Origin of the sequence: Streptomyces cinerochromogenes, assembly GCF_014648635.1 — a bacterium.
GTDB lineage: Bacteria > Actinomycetota > Actinomycetes > Streptomycetales > Streptomycetaceae > Streptomyces > Streptomyces cinerochromogenes.
The window spans coordinates 27,215-45,380 of record NZ_BMRM01000006.1 but is presented as its reverse complement, the minus strand read 5'-3'; the positions used below and the strand labels follow the sequence as shown (position 1 = coordinate 45,380).

At 73.1% G+C, this 18,166-nt stretch carries 21 protein-coding genes; 10 read left to right on the top strand and 11 right to left on the bottom strand.

All coding sequences use genetic code 11. The annotated features are described in order from the left end of the window. Window positions 1-56 precede the first annotated feature (56 nt). A complete protein-coding gene (locus IEZ20_RS13300) occupies window positions 57-947 on the top strand; it encodes a LysR family transcriptional regulator (protein WP_189297917.1) in 891 nt (296 codons plus the stop codon). 10 nt (window positions 948-957) lie between these two features. Here IEZ20_RS13300 and IEZ20_RS13295 read toward each other — a convergent pair whose 3' ends face one another. Together IEZ20_RS13295 and IEZ20_RS13290 are read right to left on the bottom strand one after the other, a co-directional pair. Beyond that, the gene (locus IEZ20_RS13295) at window positions 958-1,851 is read right to left on the bottom strand and encodes a helix-turn-helix domain-containing protein (protein ID WP_189297916.1); all 894 of its coding nucleotides are present in this window, start codon (window positions 1,849-1,851) and stop codon (window positions 958-960) included. Between the two features lie 457 nt (window positions 1,852-2,308). Then, window positions 2,309-3,139 (bottom strand): M55 family metallopeptidase, encoded by an 831-nt coding sequence (locus IEZ20_RS13290; protein WP_189297914.1) that lies wholly within the window; start codon window positions 3,137-3,139, stop codon window positions 2,309-2,311. Between the two features lie 89 nt (window positions 3,140-3,228). On the opposite strand from IEZ20_RS13290, the gene IEZ20_RS13285 reads away from it, so the two are divergent. Next, window positions 3,229-3,501, top strand: a complete 273-nt coding sequence (locus IEZ20_RS13285) for a hypothetical protein (RefSeq protein WP_189297911.1) — start codon at window positions 3,229-3,231, stop codon at window positions 3,499-3,501. 15 nt (window positions 3,502-3,516) lie between these two features. On the opposite strand, the gene IEZ20_RS13280 is transcribed toward IEZ20_RS13285, so the two are convergent. From IEZ20_RS13280 to IEZ20_RS13255, 6 genes are all read right to left on the bottom strand, one after another. After that, window positions 3,517-4,281 (bottom strand): hypothetical protein, encoded by a 765-nt coding sequence (locus IEZ20_RS13280; RefSeq protein WP_229896052.1) that lies wholly within the window; start codon window positions 4,279-4,281, stop codon window positions 3,517-3,519. A 67-nt stretch (window positions 4,282-4,348) separates the two neighbouring features. Further along, window positions 4,349-5,788 (bottom strand): sensor histidine kinase, encoded by a 1,440-nt coding sequence (locus tag IEZ20_RS13275; RefSeq protein ID WP_189297909.1) that lies wholly within the window; start codon window positions 5,786-5,788, stop codon window positions 4,349-4,351. Next, window positions 5,789-6,514: a response regulator transcription factor gene (locus tag IEZ20_RS13270; RefSeq protein ID WP_189297907.1), complete on the bottom strand. Its 726-nt coding sequence runs from the start codon at window positions 6,512-6,514 to the stop codon at window positions 5,789-5,791. A 143-nt stretch (window positions 6,515-6,657) separates the two neighbouring features. Next, window positions 6,658-7,239 (bottom strand): CE1759 family FMN reductase, encoded by a 582-nt coding sequence (locus IEZ20_RS13265; RefSeq protein WP_189297905.1) that lies wholly within the window; start codon window positions 7,237-7,239, stop codon window positions 6,658-6,660. Then, window positions 7,236-8,324, bottom strand: coding sequence for an LLM class flavin-dependent oxidoreductase (locus IEZ20_RS13260; RefSeq protein WP_189297903.1), 1,089 nt, complete (start codon window positions 8,322-8,324; stop codon window positions 7,236-7,238). Before IEZ20_RS13260 ends, IEZ20_RS13265 begins: the two co-directional genes overlap by 4 nt. 87 nt (window positions 8,325-8,411) lie before the next feature. After that, window positions 8,412-9,302 (bottom strand): NADP-dependent oxidoreductase, encoded by an 891-nt coding sequence (locus IEZ20_RS13255; protein ID WP_189297901.1) that lies wholly within the window; start codon window positions 9,300-9,302, stop codon window positions 8,412-8,414. 131 nt (window positions 9,303-9,433) lie between these two features. On the opposite strand from IEZ20_RS13255, the gene IEZ20_RS13250 reads away from it, so the two are divergent. Continuing rightward, window positions 9,434-9,838, top strand: coding sequence for a winged helix-turn-helix transcriptional regulator (locus IEZ20_RS13250; protein ID WP_189297898.1), 405 nt, complete (start codon window positions 9,434-9,436; stop codon window positions 9,836-9,838). A 35-nt stretch (window positions 9,839-9,873) separates the two neighbouring features. Here the strand turns inward: IEZ20_RS13250 and IEZ20_RS13245 are convergent, their stop codons facing one another. After that, window positions 9,874-10,332, bottom strand: coding sequence for a hypothetical protein (locus IEZ20_RS13245; RefSeq protein ID WP_189298513.1), 459 nt, complete (start codon window positions 10,330-10,332; stop codon window positions 9,874-9,876). A 136-nt stretch (window positions 10,333-10,468) separates the two neighbouring features. Here IEZ20_RS13245 and IEZ20_RS13240 point away from each other — a divergent pair, with 136 nt between their 5' ends. The 3 genes from IEZ20_RS13240 (at window position 10,469) to IEZ20_RS13230 (ending at window position 11,835) form a co-directional block, all read left to right on the top strand. Next, complete coding sequence (locus IEZ20_RS13240; protein ID WP_189297896.1) at window positions 10,469-10,807, top strand: YnfA family protein; 339 nt, start codon at window positions 10,469-10,471, stop codon at window positions 10,805-10,807. A gap of 63 nt (window positions 10,808-10,870) precedes the next feature. Continuing rightward, window positions 10,871-11,647 carry an SDR family NAD(P)-dependent oxidoreductase gene (locus IEZ20_RS13235; RefSeq protein ID WP_189297894.1) on the top strand — a complete coding sequence of 259 codons (777 nt, stop codon included), beginning with the start codon at window positions 10,871-10,873 and terminating at the stop codon, window positions 11,645-11,647. Further along, window positions 11,644-11,835 carry a hypothetical protein gene (locus tag IEZ20_RS13230; RefSeq protein WP_189298571.1) on the top strand — a complete coding sequence of 64 codons (192 nt, stop codon included), beginning with the start codon at window positions 11,644-11,646 and terminating at the stop codon, window positions 11,833-11,835. The genes IEZ20_RS13235 and IEZ20_RS13230 overlap by 4 nt, the downstream gene beginning before the upstream one ends. Before the next feature lie 3 nt (window positions 11,836-11,838). On the opposite strand, the gene IEZ20_RS13225 is transcribed toward IEZ20_RS13230, so the two are convergent. After that, window positions 11,839-12,687, bottom strand: a complete 849-nt coding sequence (locus IEZ20_RS13225; RefSeq protein WP_189297892.1) for an SDR family oxidoreductase — start codon at window positions 12,685-12,687, stop codon at window positions 11,839-11,841. 95 nt (window positions 12,688-12,782) lie between these two features. Here IEZ20_RS13225 and IEZ20_RS13220 point away from each other — a divergent pair, with 95 nt between their 5' ends. Further along, the gene (locus IEZ20_RS13220) at window positions 12,783-13,379 is read left to right on the top strand and encodes a TetR/AcrR family transcriptional regulator (protein ID WP_189297890.1); all 597 of its coding nucleotides are present in this window, start codon (window positions 12,783-12,785) and stop codon (window positions 13,377-13,379) included. Window positions 13,380-13,423: 44 nt separating this feature from the next. On the opposite strand, the gene IEZ20_RS13215 is transcribed toward IEZ20_RS13220, so the two are convergent. Then, the gene (locus IEZ20_RS13215) at window positions 13,424-14,617 is read right to left on the bottom strand and encodes an RtcB family protein (RefSeq protein WP_189297888.1); all 1,194 of its coding nucleotides are present in this window, start codon (window positions 14,615-14,617) and stop codon (window positions 13,424-13,426) included. 238 nt (window positions 14,618-14,855) lie between these two features. On the opposite strand from IEZ20_RS13215, the gene IEZ20_RS13210 reads away from it, so the two are divergent. The 3 genes from IEZ20_RS13210 to IEZ20_RS13200 all read left to right on the top strand — a co-directional run bounded on the left by IEZ20_RS13210 (window position 14,856) and on the right by IEZ20_RS13200 (window position 18,149). Further along, on the top strand, window positions 14,856-15,734 hold the full coding sequence (locus IEZ20_RS13210) for a DUF3558 domain-containing protein (RefSeq protein WP_189297886.1): 879 nt from the start codon (window positions 14,856-14,858) through the stop codon (window positions 15,732-15,734). 127 nt (window positions 15,735-15,861) lie between these two features. Further along, window positions 15,862-16,779, top strand: coding sequence for a DUF3558 domain-containing protein (locus IEZ20_RS13205; protein ID WP_189297884.1), 918 nt, complete (start codon window positions 15,862-15,864; stop codon window positions 16,777-16,779). Window positions 16,780-16,898: 119 nt separating this feature from the next. Beyond that, window positions 16,899-18,149, top strand: a complete 1,251-nt coding sequence (locus tag IEZ20_RS13200) for a DUF2637 domain-containing protein (RefSeq protein WP_189298511.1) — start codon at window positions 16,899-16,901, stop codon at window positions 18,147-18,149. The last annotated feature ends 17 nt before the right edge of the window (window positions 18,150-18,166 follow it).

Here is an 18,166-nt window from a genome sequence, read left to right as displayed (position 1 = left end):
GCCATGCGTCCAAGACATGGTTGTCATCGCAGCCATGAACGACAACGATGGATGGCGTGGACCTCCAGCAGATGCGGTACGTCGTCGCCGTCGCCGAGACCCGCAACTTCACCCGGGCCGCCGAGCGCTGTTACGTGGTGCAGTCCTCCCTCAGTCACCGGATCGGCGCGCTGGAGCGGGAGTTGGGGGTGCGGCTGTTCGCGCGGTCCAGCCGGCGGGTCGAACTGACCAGTGCCGGGGAGGCGTTCGTGGCGCGGGCGCGGGAGGCGCTGGCCGCCGCGGACCGGGCGATGGCCGACGCGTCCGCCGCGGCCGGCGTGGTCCGGGGGCGGCTGGCCGTCGGCGTGATCGTGACCACGGCCGCCGTGGACGTGGCGGAGGTGCTCCAGCGGTACCGGGCCCAGCACCCGCAGGTCCGGGTGGTGCTCCGGTCCGGGCGCAGTGACGAGCTGGTGGCGGCGATCCGGGCGGGGGACCTGGACATCGCCTTCCTGGGGCTGCCGGAGGACCAGCGGCCCTCCGGGGTGGAGAGCCTGGTCCTCGCCCACGACGCACACGTCCTGGTCGTGGCGGCCGGGCACCGGCTGGCGGGGGCGGCCGGGGTGACGCTGCCCGAGATCGCCGACGAGACGTTCGTGGACTTCGTGGCCGGGACGCCCGCCCGGGCCCAGTCGGATCAGGCGTTCGCGGCGGCGGGCCTGGTCCGCGACGTGGCGTACGAGGCCGGTGTGGTGGAGCTGATCACCCGGCTGGTGGCGCGCGGTCTCGGTGTCGCGCTGCTGCCCTCGGCGTTCATCCGGCCGCTGGCCGCCCGGGACCCCGCGCTGGCGCTGGTCCCGGTGGCCGACGGGCCGCACCGCGTGGAGTGTCTGGCGTGGAGCCGCTTCAACCCCAGCCCGGCCACCCGGGCCATGCTCGACGTCCTCGGGGCCGGCGCGCACACCTGAGCGCGACCGCTCACTGCGCGTCCAGGGCGGGCAGCCCCGGCCCGGTGGAGGCCGTCGTGGCCGCCGTCGTGGCCGCCAGCAGGCGCAGGGCCGCGTCGGACGGGGAGCCGGGCTCGGCGGTGTAGGCGATCAGGCGCTGGCCGGTGGCGCCCGCGGACAGGTTCTCGAAGCCCAGCTCCAGGGTGCCCACGGCCGGGTGGCGCAGGGACTTGCCGCCCGTGGTGCGGGTGCGGGCCGGACGCCGGGCCCACAGGGCGGTGAACTCCTCGCTCTGGATGGACAGCCGTCCGATCAGCTCGGCCAGGGCTCGGTCGTCGGGGTGCCGGTCGGCGGCCAGGCGCAGGGAGGCGACCGCGAGGTGGGCTTCCTGCTTCCAGTCGGCGTGCAGGGCGCGGTGGCGCTCGTCCAGGAACAGCATGCGGACGAGGTTGGGGCGGTCGGCGGGGGTGCCCGGCGCCGGCCACGGCAGGTGCGGGGCGAGCAGGGCGTGGCCGAGCCGGTTCCAGGCGAGGACGTCTCCGCGCCGGTCCAGGAGGAGCGCCGGTACGTCGGTCATGGCGGCGAGCAGCCGGCGGGCCGAGGGGGTCGCGTGTTCGGCGCGGGGTGCGGCCGGGCGGCGCCGGGCGGCGGGCCGGGCGAGGTCCTTGAGGCGGGCGGTCTCGTCCTCGGTGAGACACAGGGCGCGGGCGATCGCGTCCAGCACGGAGTCGGAGACGCCGGCCGCGCGGCCTTGTTCGAGACGGGTGTAGTGGGTGACGCTGACGCCGGCGAGCAGGGCCAGTTCCTCACGGCGCAGCCCGGCGACCCGGCGGCGGGCCGGCTCGGTCGCGATGCCGACGTCCTCCGGCCGTAGCGCGGCACGGCGGGACTTCAGGAAGTCCCCCAGCTCGGTGGACGCGTCCATGCGGGCCTCCGGGGTGTGGGGCAGTCGCCTCCGGGGTCAGGGGGGCGTGCGCCTCCGGGTGGGTGGCGGTCGTCGTCCATCCTGCCCGCCGGACGCCGCGAACGGGATGCCCGAGGGTGATCACGCGATGACCACCCTCGGGGCGGCCGGTCGAGCGCGGCCGACGGGCGGCCCGGCCCGGGCCCTGTCCACGGCGGCCGGCCCAGCCCCTGTCCACGGTGGCGCGCCCAGGCCCTGTCCACGGCGGCCGACCCAGCCCCTATTCCCCGGCGACCCGCCCAATCCCTGTCCCCGGCGGCCCGCCCAGCCCCTGTCCACGGCGGCCCGCCCACCCCGGGCTCGGCACCGGCCGGTCCTCGTTGCGGCCGCCGCCACGGGTGCCCCACCCGCCGCGGAGACCGCGCCCGCGCGGCCCGCGCCTACGCCCGCCGCACCGCCCCGGACCGACCCGACGAGGTCAGCAGTACGGTGCCTGGTGGGTGAGCGAGGCCGCCACCCGCATCCACACCCCGAACTGCCGGAACAGCGCGGGCAGCGGTCCGCTCGCCCGGACCGTCCGCGCGTCCTCGGCGGTCACACCGGGGATGCCCAGCAGGGTGACGGCGACCGAGGCGGACTGCCAGCGCACCGTGAGGGTCGCCTCCGCGGCCGACGGCGCCGGGCGGGCCGGGGCCGGGGTCAGCGCCCGGGCGACCGCCTCCTCGATGGCCTCGCGCGCCTCCGCGGCCGGCCGCAGCTCGGCAGCGAACCGGTCACGGGCGTACTTCACCGGGACGGTCACGACCGAGGCGTCCCACTCCGCCGTCTCTTCGCACGCCGCGTCGTCGCCCGTGAGGACCGCCACGGGCACCCCGAGGGCCGCCGCCGTGGCGTGGGCGAGGCCGATCTCGCCGACCGGGCGGCCGTCCAGCCACATGTCCTCGATCTCGTGCCCCATGAAGCTGTGGCTGAGCACGCCCGGCGCCCCGGCCCGGGAGTGGTAGCCGACGCACAGCGCGGCGTCGTACTCCCCGGTCAGGCCCTCCAGCATGCCGAGCTGCTTGGGCTTGCCCCGGACCAGGCGGGCCGCCGGGTGCAGCGCCTCGGGGAGCAGGTTGCGCATCGGCCCGTGGGCGTCGTTGACGAGGACGTCGGTCGCCCCGGCCGCCAAGGCGCCCCGCACGGCGGCGTTCACGTCCTCGGCCATCATGGTGCGGCCCCGCTCGTAGTCCCGGCCGCCCGGCTGGACGTCGTCGGCGTCGACGAGCCCGGTGATGCCTTCCATGTCCGCACTGATGTAGATCCGCACGGCGTCGACCCTATCCGACCCTACGTATTGTAGGTTCCCAATCGCCAACGCCCACCGGGCCGTTCACACGTCTGTTCAACGGGGGACCCATGCAGGACATCACGGAAGCGGAGCCCGGTACGGAGGTCTGCGTGCGCGATCTCGCGCCGACGCTGACCGTGCTGGTCGTCAGCCTGGTCATCGCCGCCGTCGGCGTGTACGAGCTGTGCGGCTTCGGGCTGCACAGCCTGGACCGGCGCCCGCACCTGTTCAGCGACGGCCTCGCGACCGGCGGGGTGATCGTGGCCGCCGTGGCCGCCGGTGCGGCGGTGGGCAACCTGGCCTGGCACCTGACGGCGGCCCGGCGCGGACGGGCCGACTGAGCGCGGCCGGAGCGCTCACCGCCTCCCCGGCCCGAGAGCGGGCGGCGTGACGGAGTCGGCGGCGGAGTCGGGGTAGTAGGGGTCCTCGCCGTCCGTCCACCCGGGGTCGTAGGCGCAGGGCCCGGCGGAGACGCCCAGGAAGTACTCCCGGTCCGGGAACCAGGTGAAGGACATCCGCTCGTCCCCGCCGTCCCGCTGGACGTACAGCGACCAGTCCTTGCCCTTGCCGCCCTCGCGGTACGACGAGACCTCCCAGCCCTCGTCCCGCAGCCGCCGGTGCAGCCGGCGCAGTCCGGGCACGGCCTGGCTCGCGGGCACGTGGTCCAGCGCCCAGTCGTGGGACATCCGGTAGGCGCCGTCGACGGTCTTGTCCTCCAGCCCGAGCAGCCCCCCGTCGTAGCAGTAGCCGGCGTCCAGGGTGTTCTCCGTGCTGACGCCGATCTTCTCGACCCCGGGCCGCACGGTCCGCGTGAACCCCATGACGTCGTACGCCTCCTGTGAGTGCCCGAGGACACGGTTCGCCATCTCCTGGGGCGCGACCCGGGGGAAGTCCGTCGAGGAGTTCCAGGTGAGCTGGACGATCAGGGCCACCACGGCGACGAGCACGAGCCCGCCGCAGCCGAGACAGCCGAGGCCGAGGGCACGGGCCCCGGAGAGGGCCGGCCCGGCGGCGGTCGCGGTGGCGGTCGCCGTCTCGGTCGCCGTCTCGGTCGCCGTCTCGGGCGCGGTCTCGGGCGTGGTCTCGGGCGTGGTCGGGGTGGGTGCGCTCTCCTCGGGCATACGGCGACGCTACGGCCGCCAGAGGGGCACGCGGATGGGCGTACCTACCGGTCACCGGTAGGTACGCCTACTCACCCCGGCCGGCGCCCGGCACGATCCCGCCCCCGACCGTGAACCCGATGACCGCGCCGCCGCCCTCCCGCCGGTAGGCGAACGGGGCCCCGCCGTGGGCCATGGCGACCTCGCGGACGATGGAGAGGCCGAGGCCCGAGCCGGGCAGGGAGCGGGCGTCGGCGGCACGGTAGAAGCGGTCGAAGATGCGGACGAGGTCGCCCTCGGCGATCCCGGGCCCCCGGTCCCGCACCTCCACCCGCACCGTGCCCGGCCGGGCCGGTCCGGTGACGGCGACCTCGATCGGCGTCTTGCCGCCCCGGTCGAACTTGGCCGCGTTCTCGACCAGGTTGGAGATGGCCCGCTGGAGCATCCCGGGCCGTCCGTCGGTCGTCGTGTCACCGCTCGCGCTCAGCACGACGTCCCGGCCGGTACGGCGCCTGGCCAGCCCGACGACGTCCTCGGCGAGGTCGGCGAGGTCCACCCGCTGGGGCGGCTCGGCGTCGGACTGCCCGGCGGCGAGATCGACCAGCTCGTTGACCAGGTCGGTCAGCTCCCTCGCCTCCTGGGAGAGGTCGGCGACCAGCTCCTCCCGGCTGTCGGGCGGGAGTTCGTCGATGCGCCGGAGCAGCGAGATGTTCGTCCGCAGGGAGGTGAGCGGGGTGCGCAGTTCGTGCCCGGCGTCCTGCACCAGCCTGCGCTGGTCCTCCTCCGACTGCGCGAGCCGCCCCAGCATCCGGTCGAAGGCACGGCCGAGGCGCCCCACCTCGTCCAGACCGGCCACCGGCACCTGGATGCCCAGCTGCCGGGTGCGGGCGACGTCCTCGGCGGCGGAGGTGAGGACCACCAGGCGCCGGGTGATCCGCCGGGCCAGCCACCACCCGAACAGCCCGGCCGCCACCACGACCGCCGCCATCAGGATCAGCGTCCGCCGCTGGAGCGCCCGCAGCAGGTCCTCGGTGTCGCTGAACTCCTGCGCGACCTGCACGGCTCCGCGCCCGTCGCCGAGCGAGACGGTGGCGATGCGGAACAGGTCCGCCTCCACCCGTACGTCCTTGTGCTGGACCACCAGCCCCGCCGTCCGGGCGACGGCCATGTCCCGGTCCCCGGCGGTGACCGGCAGCACCGGGCTGCCGTGGTCCATGATCTGCCCCTGCGCGCCGAGCACCTGCACGTCGGTGCGGGCGGGGCGGACCACGTCGTGCCCGGGGCGGGAGGAGGAGAAGTCGTCGGGGCTCATCGCGTGCTGCCGTACCTCGTCCCGCACGTCCTGCACGACCTGCGTGAACACCGACTGCTGGTCGACCCGGACGAGCCGGGCGGCGGAGTTGTACGACAGGATGCCGACGAGGATCGTCACGGCGGCGGTGACGGCCGCGAAGGAGACCGCGAAGGTGGTGCGCAGGGAGACCAGCTTCGGCCGGGGCCCGGCCGGCAGCCGCCAGCGGCGGCCCACCTAGTCCTCCCGCAGCACGTAACCCACGCCCCGCACGGTGTGGATCAGCTGCGGGGCGCCGGGCTCGTCCAGCTTGCGGCGCAGGTAGCCGACGTAGACGGCGAGGTTCTTGGAGCCGGGCCCGAAGTCGTACCCCCAGATCCGGTCGTAGATCGTGGAGTGGTCGAGGACGATGCCCGCGTTGCGCGCCAGCAGTTCCAGCAGCTCGAACTCGGTGCGGGTCAGTTCCAGCTCGCGCCGGCCGCGCCAGGCCCGGCGGGCCTGCAGGTCCATGCGGATGCCGGCGGCCTCCACCTGCCGGTCGGTCACCTGCGCCTCCCGCCCGGTGCTCTCCGGTACGGCACCTGCGGCGGGCGCCGGGCTGGTGCGGCGCAGCAGGGCGCGGAGCCGGGCGAAGACCTCCTCGACGTCGAACGGCTTGACCACGTAGTCGTCGGCGCCGGCGTCCAGGCCCGCGATGCGGTCGGCGGTCTCCACGAGGGCGGTGAGCATCAGGATCGGGGTCCGGTCGCCCTCGGCGCGCAGCACCCGGCAGACCTGGAGGCCGTCGATGCCCGGCATCATCACGTCGAGCACGAGGACGTCCGGCGGGTTCTTGTGGGCCTGCGCCAGCGCTTCCACGCCGTCGGCGACCGCCGTCACCTGGTACCCCTCCAGCGTCAGGGCACGCTCCAGGGCATGACGGATGGCACGGTCGTCTTCGGCGAGCAGCACAGTCTGGGGCACGTAGGTCAGTGTGCCAAGGCCGGCGGCGGCCGGGCCGGGCTCGCCGGGCCTACGATCACCCTTTTTACCGGCCTCTCACCGTCACGGGGACAACCCGGCCCACCGCCCTGCCGCCTTCTCACCGGCGCCCGGTCACCGCCCGGTCACCGCGCCGGGCCGCCGAGCCTGGCCAGCTGTTCCGCGAAGGGCACCACGGTCTCCTCCGCCCCCCGCGGAGCCAGCGGCATCAGCGCGGCCAGCTCCGCCGCCGCCCGCTCGATCCGCTCGGCCAGCCCTTCCGCGCCCCAGTCCTCGGACGCGGCGTACACCGCCGTCGGCACGACCACGGCCCGGAGGTAGGCGAACAGCGGCCGCAGCGCGTGCTCCAGCACGAGCGAGTGCCGTCCCGTGCCCCCGGTCGCCCCGATCAGCACCGGTTTCCCGGCCAGCGCGTCCTTGTCCAGCACGTCGAAGAAGGACTTGAACAACCCGCTGTACGACGCGCTGAACACCGGTGTGACGACGATCAGCCCGTCGGCCCCCGCCACCGCGTCCTGCGCGGCGGCGAGACCCCTGCCCGCGAACCCGTTGGTGAAGTTGTGCGCGATCTCCACCGCGAGTTCCCGCAGCTCGACCACCTCGAGGTCCACCGGCGTGTGCCGGCCGACGGCGGCGGCCAGCCGGTCGGCGAGCAGCCGGGTGGAGGACGGGACGCTCAGCCCCGCGGACACGACGACGAGCTTCATGCGACGACCTCCTTCTCGGCGCCGGCGAGCAGGGACTGGTGGGTCGGCGCCTCCGGCACGTCCGCCGGACGCCCCTTGGCGAACTCCTCGCGCAGCACCGGCACGACCTCCTCGCCGAGCATGTCGAGCTGCTCCAGCACGGTCTTCAGCGGCAGCCCCGCGTGGTCCATCAGGAACAGCTGGCGCTGGTAGTCGCCGGCGTACTCGCGGAAGGACAGGGTCTTCTCGATGACCTGCTGCGGGGAGCCGACGGTCAGCGGGGTCTGCTCGGTGAAGTCCTCCAGCGAGGGCCCGTGGCCGTACACCGGCGCGTTGTCGAAGTACGGCCGGAACTCCCGCACCGCGTCCTGGGAGTTCCTCCGCATGAACACCTGGCCGCCCAGGCCGACGATCGCCTGCTCCGGGGTGCCGTGCCCGTAGTGGGCGTACCGCTTCCGGTAGAACTCCACCATCCGCTTGGTGTGGTCGGCGGGCCAGAAGATGTTGTTGTGGAAGAAGCCGTCGCCGTAGTACGCGGCCTGCTCGGCGATCTCGGGCGAGCGGATGGAGCCGTGCCAGACGAACGGCGGTACGCCGTCCAGCGGGCGCGGGGTGGAGGTGAAGCCCTGCAGCGGCGTGCGGAACTTGCCCTCCCAGTCGACGACGTCCTCGCGCCACAGGCGGCGCAGCAGGGCGTAGTTCTCGATGGCGAGGTTGATGCCCTCCCGGATGTCCTGGCCGAACCACGGGTACACCGGCCCGGTGTTGCCACGGCCCATCATCAGGTCCACGCGCCCGTCGGCCAGGTGCTGGAGCATCGCGTAGTCCTCCGCGATCTTCACCGGGTCGTTGGTGGTGATCAGGGTGGTGGACGTGGAGAGGATCAGGTTCTCCGTCCGCGCGGCTATGTAGCCGAGCATCGTGGTCGGCGAGGACGGCACGAACGGCGGGTTGTGGTGCTCACCGGTCGCGAAGACGTCCAGGCCGACCTCCTCCGCCTTCGACGCGATGGCGACCATGGCCTTGATCCGCTCGCGTTCGGTCGGGGTCCGTCCCGTGGTGGGGTCCGGCGTGACGTCGCCGACCGTGAAGATCCCGAACTGCATGGTCGCTCACCCTCCAGGTTGTTGACCGTTCAACTATACCCCCGGAACGGTCCGCCCTCCCCGGTTATTCCGGCCCCCCGCCGGGAGTCAGGGCACCAGCACCAGCCGCCCCCGCACCCCGCCCTCCGCCAGCCGGGCATGCGCCTCGGCCGCCTTCTCCAGGGCGTAGGCCTCGGCCACCCGCAGGGTCAGCACCCCCTCGTCCACCAGCCGGACCAGCTCCGCCAGCCCCGCCCCGTCCGCGGCCACCTCCACGGCCCCCGTCCGCACCCCGCGCACCGGCCCGGGCTGCGCCCCCGGCCGCACACCGACGTACGCGCCCCCGTCCCGCACCCACTCCAGGGCGGCCTCGCCCAGCACCGCCGCGTCCAGCACCGCGTCCACGCTCCCCGGCGCGAGGCCGTCCGCCGTGAAGCGCGCGGCACCCAGCGAGCGCACCAGCTCCTCGTCGCCCGCACGGGCGTGCCCGGTCACCTCCAGCCCCCGGTGCGCGGCCAGCTGCACGGCGAAGCCGCCGACCGCGCCCGCCGCCCCCGTCACCAGCAGGGACGCACCCGGCGCGAGATCCAGCAGGTCCAGCGCCTGGAGCGCGGTCAGCCCGTTCAGCGGCAGGGTGCCCGCGTGCACGGCGTCCACCGCGGCCGGCGCCTTCGCCACCGCGTCCGTGGCCACGACGACGTACTCGGCGTGCGCCCCCAGCGGGTCGGCCACCCCCGGCACCAGCGCCACCACCGGGTCGCCGACCTGCCAGGCCGCGGCCACCCCGACCGCGTCCACCGTCCCGGCGACGTCCCAGCCGAGCCCGAGCGTCTTGCCGGCCCCGCCGAAGAAACCGGCACGCACCCCCGCGTCCACGGGGTTCAGCGCCCCCGCGGCCACCTTGATCCGCACCTGCCGCGCTCCCGGCTCCGGCACCGGCACCTCCGCGATCTCCACCGCGTCCGGACCGCCGAACGCCCTCACCACCGCAGCACGCATGACAACTCTCCTCGAAATCAAGCCACTTGATGTCCCGCGGCGCCTTTCCTGCCGCACCACCAACCGTAGGAGAGCTACTATCTATCGGTAAGTAGTTACCCGAGAGTGCGTAGCCGACCCGGAGGAGAGCCATGGCCACCTTGACCGCCGCCCAGCGCCGCGAACAGGCCCGCGCCGAGTACGACGCCTTCATTCGCGGCTGCCCCACCAACCAGCTCCTCGGACGGCTCAGCGACAAGTGGGTCAGCCTCGTCGTCTCCGCCCTGGCCCCCGGACCCCTGCGCTACAGCGACCTCGGCCGCAAGATCGCCGGCGTCAGCCCCAAGATGCTCACCCAGACCCTGCGCGCCCTGGAGCGGGACGGCATCATCAGCCGCACGGTCACCCCGTCCGTCCCGGTCCGCGTCGACTACGCCCTCACCCCGCTCGGCGCCAGCCTCGCCGCCCTGCTCACCGCTGTGAAGGACTGGGCCGAGACCCACTTCGACGAGGTCCGCACCGCCCGCGAGCGCTACGACGCGGAGAACCCCGCCTAGCGCGGGCCGGGGCAGCCCGAAGGGATCAAGGGGAGTCAGAAGGCGTACGCGTCCCCGGTCGCCAGCACCAGCACCGCCATCCGGTCGTTCGTCCGGTCCCCGTCCGTCGCCCCCGCGCTCCACGCCGTGTCGATCTCCAGCGTCAGCTCGGCGGGCCGCTCCCGCAGCCGTACCGGCACCCGCAACCGCTCCCCCGCCGCGTCCACGGCCAGCGCGCCCGTCCCGCACACCACCGTCCGCTCGTCCTCCCGCGCGCACCGGGCGGGCAGCTCCTGCTCGTCGGCCAGCGCCACCGACCAGCGCAGCCGGACCGTCGCGTCCGCGACCACGTCCGGCCCGTTGTTGCGCGGGGTCAGCAGCACCTCCGCCCGGTCCCCCTCCAGCACCACGCTCCCGTGGAAGGCGAGATCGGCCACCGGCGCCGGAGCGGCCGCCGCGACCCCCGGCACCAGCACGGCACCGGCACACACCCCGGACAACACCCACGCCCGCATCCGCACGCCCCTCACCACTCCTCGCTCACGCGCCGCACCGCCGCGGGTACGACTGCCGTAGCGATGTATGCCACGCGAGCCGCCCCCCAGGCGCCCTCCAACAGGTGACACCGCGCCCGCCTGCCAAGCTGGGCCCATGCCGGTCCTCCGCTCCGCCGCCCTGTTCGTCGTCGCCGCCCTCTTCGAGATCGGCGGCGCCTGGCTGGTCTGGCAGGGCGTCCGGGAGCACCGGGGCTGGCTGTGGATCACCGGCGGCGTCCTCGCCCTCGGCGCGTACGGCTTCGTCGCCACCTTCCAGCCGGACGCCCACTTCGGCCGCATCCTCGCCGCCTACGGCGGGATCTTCGTGGCCGGCTCCCTGCTGTGGGGCGTGATCGCCGACGGCTACCGCCCCGACCGCTGGGACATCACCGGCGCGCTGGTCTGCCTCGCCGGGATGGCCGTCATCATGTGGGCGCCGCGAAACGGCGGCTGAGGGTCACTTACGCTGGACGGCGATCCGGTCGCACACCACCCCGACGCAGCCCCAGGAGCAGCCATGGCCACCGCCGCCCCGTCCGCCGCCTCCCGCATCGCCGTCGTCACCGGCGCGAGCAGCGGCATCGGTGCCGCCACGGCCCGGCAGCTCGCCGCGGCCGGCTACCGCGTCGTCCTCACCGCCCGCCGCAAGGACCGCATCGAGGCCCTCGCCGAGGAGATCACCCAGGCCGGCCACTCGGCCGTCGCCTACCAGCTGGACGTCACCGACCGCGCCGCCGTCGACGAGTTCGCCACCGCCTTCCAGACGATCGGCGTCCTCGTCAACAACGCGGGCGGCGCCCTCGGCGCCGACCCGGTCGCCACCGGCGACCCCGCCGACTGGCGCACGATGTACGAGACCAACGTCATCGGCACCCTGAACCTGACCCAGGCCCTGCTGCCGAAGCTGGTCGCGAGCGGGGACGGCGTCGTCGTGGTCGTCTCCTCCACCGCCGGCCACGGCACCTACGAGGGCGGCGGTGGATACGTCGCCGCCAAGCACGGCGCCCACGTCCTCGCCGAGACCCTCCGCCTGGAGATCGTCGGCCGGCCCGTCCGCGTGATCGAGATCGCGCCCGGCATGGTCAAGACGGAGGAGTTCGCCCTCACCCGCTTCGGCGGCGACCAGGAGAAGGCGGAGAAGGTCTACCAGGGCGTCGCCGAGCCCCTCACCGCGGACGACGTCGCCGAGACCATCACCTGGGCGGTGACCCGCCCCAGCCACGTCAACGTCGACCTCCTCGTCCTGCGCCCGCGCGCCCAGGCGTCCAACACGAAGGTCCACCGGGAACTGTGACGGACGAGAACCCCCTGACAGAGGGCCCCGCGGCCGAGGACCCCTCGACCGCGGACACGTTCGAGAAGCGGCGCCTGGCCCAGGAGACGAAGAACGAACGCCAGGTCTGGTACTTCCTGGCCTACTTCCTCTTCGGCATCCACTTCATCGCCTTCGTCATGATCTACGCGGTACGGCACGCGAAGTAGCGGCTAGGCGAACGCCGGCAGATGCCGCTCGACCCACGCCGAGAACGGCGCCGCCGGCCGGTGCAGCACCGCCTCCACATCGGGGCCGATCCGCTGCTCGGCGGGCAGCGGGGCGCCGAGCACGTCCAGCGTGCCGGTGACCACCCGCTCCGGCATGAACCGCGCCATCCCCGCGTGCGCCTCCGCGCGGGACAGCTCCACGAACTCCACCTCCTCACCGAGGGCCGCCGAGATGACCTCGGTCTGCCGCCGCGGACTGATCAACTCGGGCCCGGTCAGCTCGTACACCCGGCCCGCGTGCCCGTCCTCGCGCAGCGCGGCGGCGGCCACGGCGGCGATGTCCGCGGGGTCGACCACGGGCAGCGCGACCTCGCCGAAGGGCGCGTGGACGGTACGCCGGGCACGGACGGACCCGGCCCAGGCGAACGCGTTGGACGCGAACCCCGCCGGCCGCAGAACGGTGAACTCCCGCCCGGACGCCCGCACGGCGCTCTCGAACTCCCGCAGCCGGTCGTGCGAGGACGCGTCGGGCCGGGTGCCGGCGACCTGCGAGGACACGAGCACGATCCGCTCGACCCCGGCGTCCCCGACCGCCTTCACCAGCCGGTCGGGCGCCTCGCCCCGGAAGTTCAGCTCGCCCCCCAGCACGAGGAACAGCGCATGGGCACCGTCGAGTGCGGGCCGCAGGCTCCCGGCGTCCCCGGCCCCGCCCCGGACCCACCGCACCCCGGCCGGGCCCCCGCCCGCCGCCCCGTTCCCCCGCGACACGGCGACGACCTCCTCACCGGCCCCGGCGAGCAGCTCCACCAGCACCCGTCCGATGTTCCCGGTGGCACCCGTCACGACGATCATCAAAGCCCCCTGAGTGACCCGTTAGCGAGTTAGCTGTCTAACTAACTTGGAGGACGCTAACACGCGCTCGCCCCCGCCTGTCTATAGTCAGTCAGGTGACAAACTCAGTGGATCGGCGGGCACGGGCGTCACAGAAGCGCCGACGGCTCACGGCGGCTGCGGCCCGGGTCCTGCACGAGCAGGGCGTCGAACGCACCACGCTCGCCGACATCGCCCGCGAGGCCGACGTCCCGGTCGGAAACGTCTACTACTACTTCAAGACGAAGGACGAACTCGTCCAGGCCGCCCTCGCGGAACACCAGGCCCACCTCGACGAACTCACCCGCGCCCTGGACCGGCTGCCGGACCCGCGCGACCGCCTCAAGGCCCTCGTCGAGGCCTGGGTGTCCCAGCGCGAGACGGCCGCCCGCCACGGCTGCCCCACCGGCACCCTGGCCGTCGAACTCGACAAGCGCGCGGACGGCACCCTCGACGCGGAGGCCGGCGCGGTCATCCGCCGCCTGCTGGACTGGACGGCCGCCCAGTTCCGCGAACTGGGCCTGCCCGCCCCCGACGACCTGGCCCTCACCCTGGTCTCCGCCTACCAGGGCATGTCCCTCCTGACCAACGCCCTCCGCGACCCGGACATCATGAACCGCGAGGGCTACCGGCTGCTGCGGTGGCTGGACTCGCTCGGGCCGAAGGACGAGTGACCCGGACGAAAAGAGGCCCCCGGCTCCAGCCGGGGCCTCTTACGTCAGCCCTTGACGCACACGACCTGCTTCAGCTTCGCCACGACCTCCACCAGGTCCCGCTGCTGGTCGATGACCTGGTCGATCGACTTGTAGGCGCCCGGGATCTCGTCCACGACGCCGGAGTCCTTGCGGCACTCCACACCCCGGGTCTGGTCCTCCAGGTCCTTGGTGGAGAAGCGCCGCTTGGCCGCGTTGCGGCTCATCCGCCGACCCGCGCCGTGCGAGGCCGAGTTGAAGGCCAGCTCGTTGCCGAGGCCCTTCACGATGTACGAGCCGGTGCCCATCGAGCCCGGGATGATGCCGTACTCGCCGGAGCCGGCCCGGATCGCGCCCTTGCGGGTGACGAGCAGGTCCATGCCCGCGTACCGCTCCTCCGCCACGTAGTTGTGGTGGCAGGAGATCTCCGGCTCGAAGGTCGGCCTCGCCTTCTTGAACTCCTTGCGGATCACGTCTTTGAAGAGCGCCATCATCAGCGTGCGGTTGTACTTGGCGTACTCCTGCGCCCAGAACAGGTCGTTACGGTAGGCGGCCATCTGCGGGGTGTCCGAGACGAAGACCGCGAGGTCACGGTCGACCAGGCCCTGGTTGTGCGGGAGCTTCTGGGCCACGCCTATGTGGTGCTCGGCGAGTTCCTTGCCGATGTTCCGCGAGCCGGAGTGGAGCATGAGCCACACCGAGCCGGACGTATCTATGCAAAGCTCCACAAAATGATTCCCCTGGCCAAGGGTTCCCATTTGCGAAACGGCCCGGTCGCGCCGGAACTTCACCACCTCCGCAACCCCGTCGAACCGCCCCCAGAAGTCCTCCCACCCGGCCGTCGCCAGCCCGTGGAAGCCACCCGGCTCCACGGGCTCCTCGTGCATGCCCCGCCCCACCGGAATCGCCTGCTCGATCTTCGACCGCAGCCGCGACAGGTCCCCGGGAAGATCGTTCGCCGTCAGGGACGTCTTCACCGCCGACATCCCGCAGCCGATGTCCACGCCCACCGCGGCCGGGCACACCGCGCCCTGCATGGCGATGACCGAGCCGACCGTGGCGCCCTTGCCGTAGTGCACGTCCGGCATCACGGCCAGGCCCTTGATCCACGGGAGGGTCGCCACGTTCTGGAGCTGGCGCAGGGCCACGTCCTCGACCGTCGCCGGGTCCGTCCACATCCGGATCGGGACCTTGGCGCCCGGCATCTCCACGTACGACATATGTTCCTCATTCCCCCGGAAGCGGCAACAAAAGGATTGGAAGCGGCATAACGCAAAAGCGGCGCCAAGGTCGATGAAAGGGACAGAGGACCGGCGTCCACGGCAGTGCGTGCGATACACATTGTCTCCAGGGGGCGCCCCGCTGCGGCAAGCGATTAACCAGCGGGGACACTGGAGCACCGAGCGAGCACACACCAGTGAGCACACCAGCGAGCAGATCGTCGAGAGGAGCCCGACCGTGCAGCGGAAGGCGTACGTAACCGGCACCGCCGCCCTCCTCGCGGCGCTGCTGGCCGGCTGCACGAGCGGTTCCGGGGACGACGGTCCGACGGACAACGCCAACCCGGGCGACGCCGGGACGGCGACGGTCGCCGCCCAGCCGGGGAAGTACAGCACGCTCCCGGAGCCCTGCGGCGCGGTCGGCCACGACACCCTGGACGGGCTGCTGCCGGGCATCCAGCAGATCACCGACCCGGTCCAGCGGGACAGGGCCTACCAGGGCGAGGCCGCCCTCACCTACGACACCGACCGCAAGGTCGGCTGCCGCTGGAAGGTCGAGTCGACCGACGCCACGGACCGGCTGTCCGTCGACTTCGAGCGCGTGGTGTCGTACGACAACGCGGTCAGCGACGACGACGAGGCGCAGCAGCTGTTCCAGGAGAAGGAGACGGCCGCGGACCTCCCCGCGCCCAGCAGTTCCTCGGCGCCGCCGTCGGCCACGCCCAGCTCGTCCGCGTCCTCGGAGGACTCCGCCGCCTCCGCCGGCAAGGAGGGTTCCGGCTCCCCGTCCGCCACGACGAAGCCGTCCTCGGACCCGTCGGCGGCCACGGGGTCCGCGGGCTCGTCCGCCGCCTCCCCCGGTGTCCCGCCCGCCGATCTCCAGCCCCGCGCGCTGACCGACCTCGGTGACGAGGCGTATCTGGACGACCAGCTGAACTCGTCGGGTTCGACGGCCGAACAGCGGACGGTGACTGTGGTGTTCCGCACGTCCAACGTCGTCGTCACCATCCAGTACGAGGAGCAGCCGATGGCCACGGGAGCTGTGCCCGACAGCAAGGAAATGCAGGACAGGGCCCGTGATCTGGCGTCCCGGCTGGACGACGCGCTGGGCGGGTGACGTCCTCGCCGGCCCCGCCCGCCCCGGCCCGCGAAGCGCGCGAACGGAAACCGCACAGCTGCTTCACCGCGTACCGTGGCCCCCGCAGGAACCCGCACGAACACCGAGCGTCATGAGTGAAGGAACCATGCAGCGAGCAGCCCAGCGAGACGACCGTGCCCGGCGAGCCATGGGAGCCGGGGGAGCCAAGCGCCTTCGCCGCGCTCTTGTCTGCGCGGCGGCCGTCCCCGCGGTCCTGATCACCGCCGCCTGCTCCTCGGACTCCGGCGACTCCAAGGCCAAGTCCGGTGCGGAGAGCAGCCCGTCGGCGGGCAGCGGCGGCAGCACGCAGCCGTCGGCCAGCGCGTCCCCGACCGTGCGGGCCGCGGCGTACCAGAAGCTTCCCGACGCGTGCGCGGTGCTGTCGAAGGGCACCCTGTCCGACCTGGTCCCGAAGGGTGCCGGGTCGGGTAGGAAGGGCAGCTCGGACGATCCGTCGGCGCGTGCCTCCTGCGCCTGGAACAGCCTGGACAACAACGGTGTGAAGGGCTCTCAGTTCCGCTGGCTGAACGTCTCCCTGCTGCGCTTCGACTCGGACGCCACGCGCGGCTCCGCCGACGACCAGGCGCACGCGTACTACGGGCAGCAGGTGAAGGACGCGCAGTCGGTGGACGGCGCGAAGAACAGCAAGGTGGTGCCGCTGTCCGGCACGGGCGCGGAGGCGTCGGCGGTGCGGTACGACCTGAAGAAGAAGGAAGGCCTCTTCAAGCAGCAGACGGTCGTCGCCCGGGTGGAGAACGTCGTCGTGACGCTCGACTACAACGGTGCCGGTCTCGCGGGCGAGAAGACCCCCGACGCCGACGATCTGACGAAGGCGGCGGAGAAGGCGCTCAAGGAGGCGGTGGCGGCGGTGTCGTCGGCCAACGGCGCGGGGGGTCAGGCGACTTCGCCGTCCTCGAAGCCGTCGAAGCCGTCGAAGTCGGCCTCCGGGTCGCCCTCGTCGTCGCCGTCGAAGTCGGCCTCCGCCGGTGCGTCTCCGTCCAGGTCGGCCGCGAAGGAGAGCTGACCGGGCGGCCGTAGCGGCCGACCGGCACCACGTTCGCCGCACACGTGTGCCACTCTGTTGCGCGCAACATCACGCAAGGGAGGGGAGTGCGAGTGGCCGCGCCACTGCAGCTGACTCGGATGCACCGCGTGCTCATCGGCGTGGTCGTGACCGGCGCGCTGATCATCGCCGGCATCGGCTTCGCCGGTTCGTACGCGGCCGTCCGTGAACTGGCCATCAAGAAGGGCTTCGGGAACTTCTCCTATGTGTTCCCGGTGGGCATCGACGCGGGCATCTGTGTGTTGCTCGCCCTGGATCTGCTGCTGACCTGGATCCGTATCCCCTTTCCGCTGCTCCGCCAGACGGCGTGGCTGCTGACGGCGGCGACGATCGCCTTCAACGGTGCGGCCGCCTGGCCGGACCCGCTGGGTGTGGGGATGCACGCGGTGATCCCGGTGCTCTTCGTCGTGGCGGTCGAGGCGGCCCGCCACGCGATCGGCCGCATCGCCGACATCACGGCCGACAAGCACATGGAGGGGGTCCGCCTCACCCGTTGGCTCCTCTCCCCCGTGCCCACGTTCCTGCTGTGGCGCCGGATGAAGCTGTGGGAGCTGCGTTCCTACGACCAGGTGATCAAGCTGGAGCAGGAACGTCTCGTCTACCAGGCGCGGTTGCGCTCCCGCTTCGGGCGGGCGTGGCGCAGGAAGGCTCCGGTGGAGTCCCTGATGCCGCTGAGGCTGGCGAGGTACGGCGTCCCGCTGGCGGAAACGGCCTCGGCGGGGCTCGCGGCGGCGGGCATAGAGCCGACCCTCCTGCCCCCGGCCCCGCGGCAGCCGCAGCTGGCAGCGGCGGCGGCACCCGCCTCGGTCGCGGGCGGTCGTGCCGCCGGGGCGGCACCCGTCCCGCAGAAGGCGGCACCTCCCGCCGGGCAGGACGCCGAAGTCCCCCCGGTGGACGAGCAGAGCCCCTGGTTCCAGGCTCAGCGGGAGATCGAGTACCACGGCGGTTACGACCCGACGTACGACCCGATGCTCCAGGAACCCCAGTACGCCCCGGAGGAGCAGTACGAGGAGTGGTACGAGGAGCAGCCCCCGGAGCAGTTCCAGCAGCCCTCCCCGGAGGAGACCGGCAGCTTCCCCATCCCGGTGGGCCCGAACCGCACCCGTGAACTGGGCGAGGGCGGCGGCGGTCCGGTGGTGGAGCCGACGGAGGAGGACTTCTACCTGGTCTTCCGGAAGTCGATCGACGGCAGCTACCCGACCGCCGGGCAGTTCAGGGACGACGTGGAGGCGACCTTCGGGGTGGGGCTCCCGAAGGGGGAAGCGGAACGGATGGTCAACCGCTTCACCAACCGTCACACGGCGGAACTGCAGGAAGACCACATCGCGTGACGGCGTGAAGGACGTGA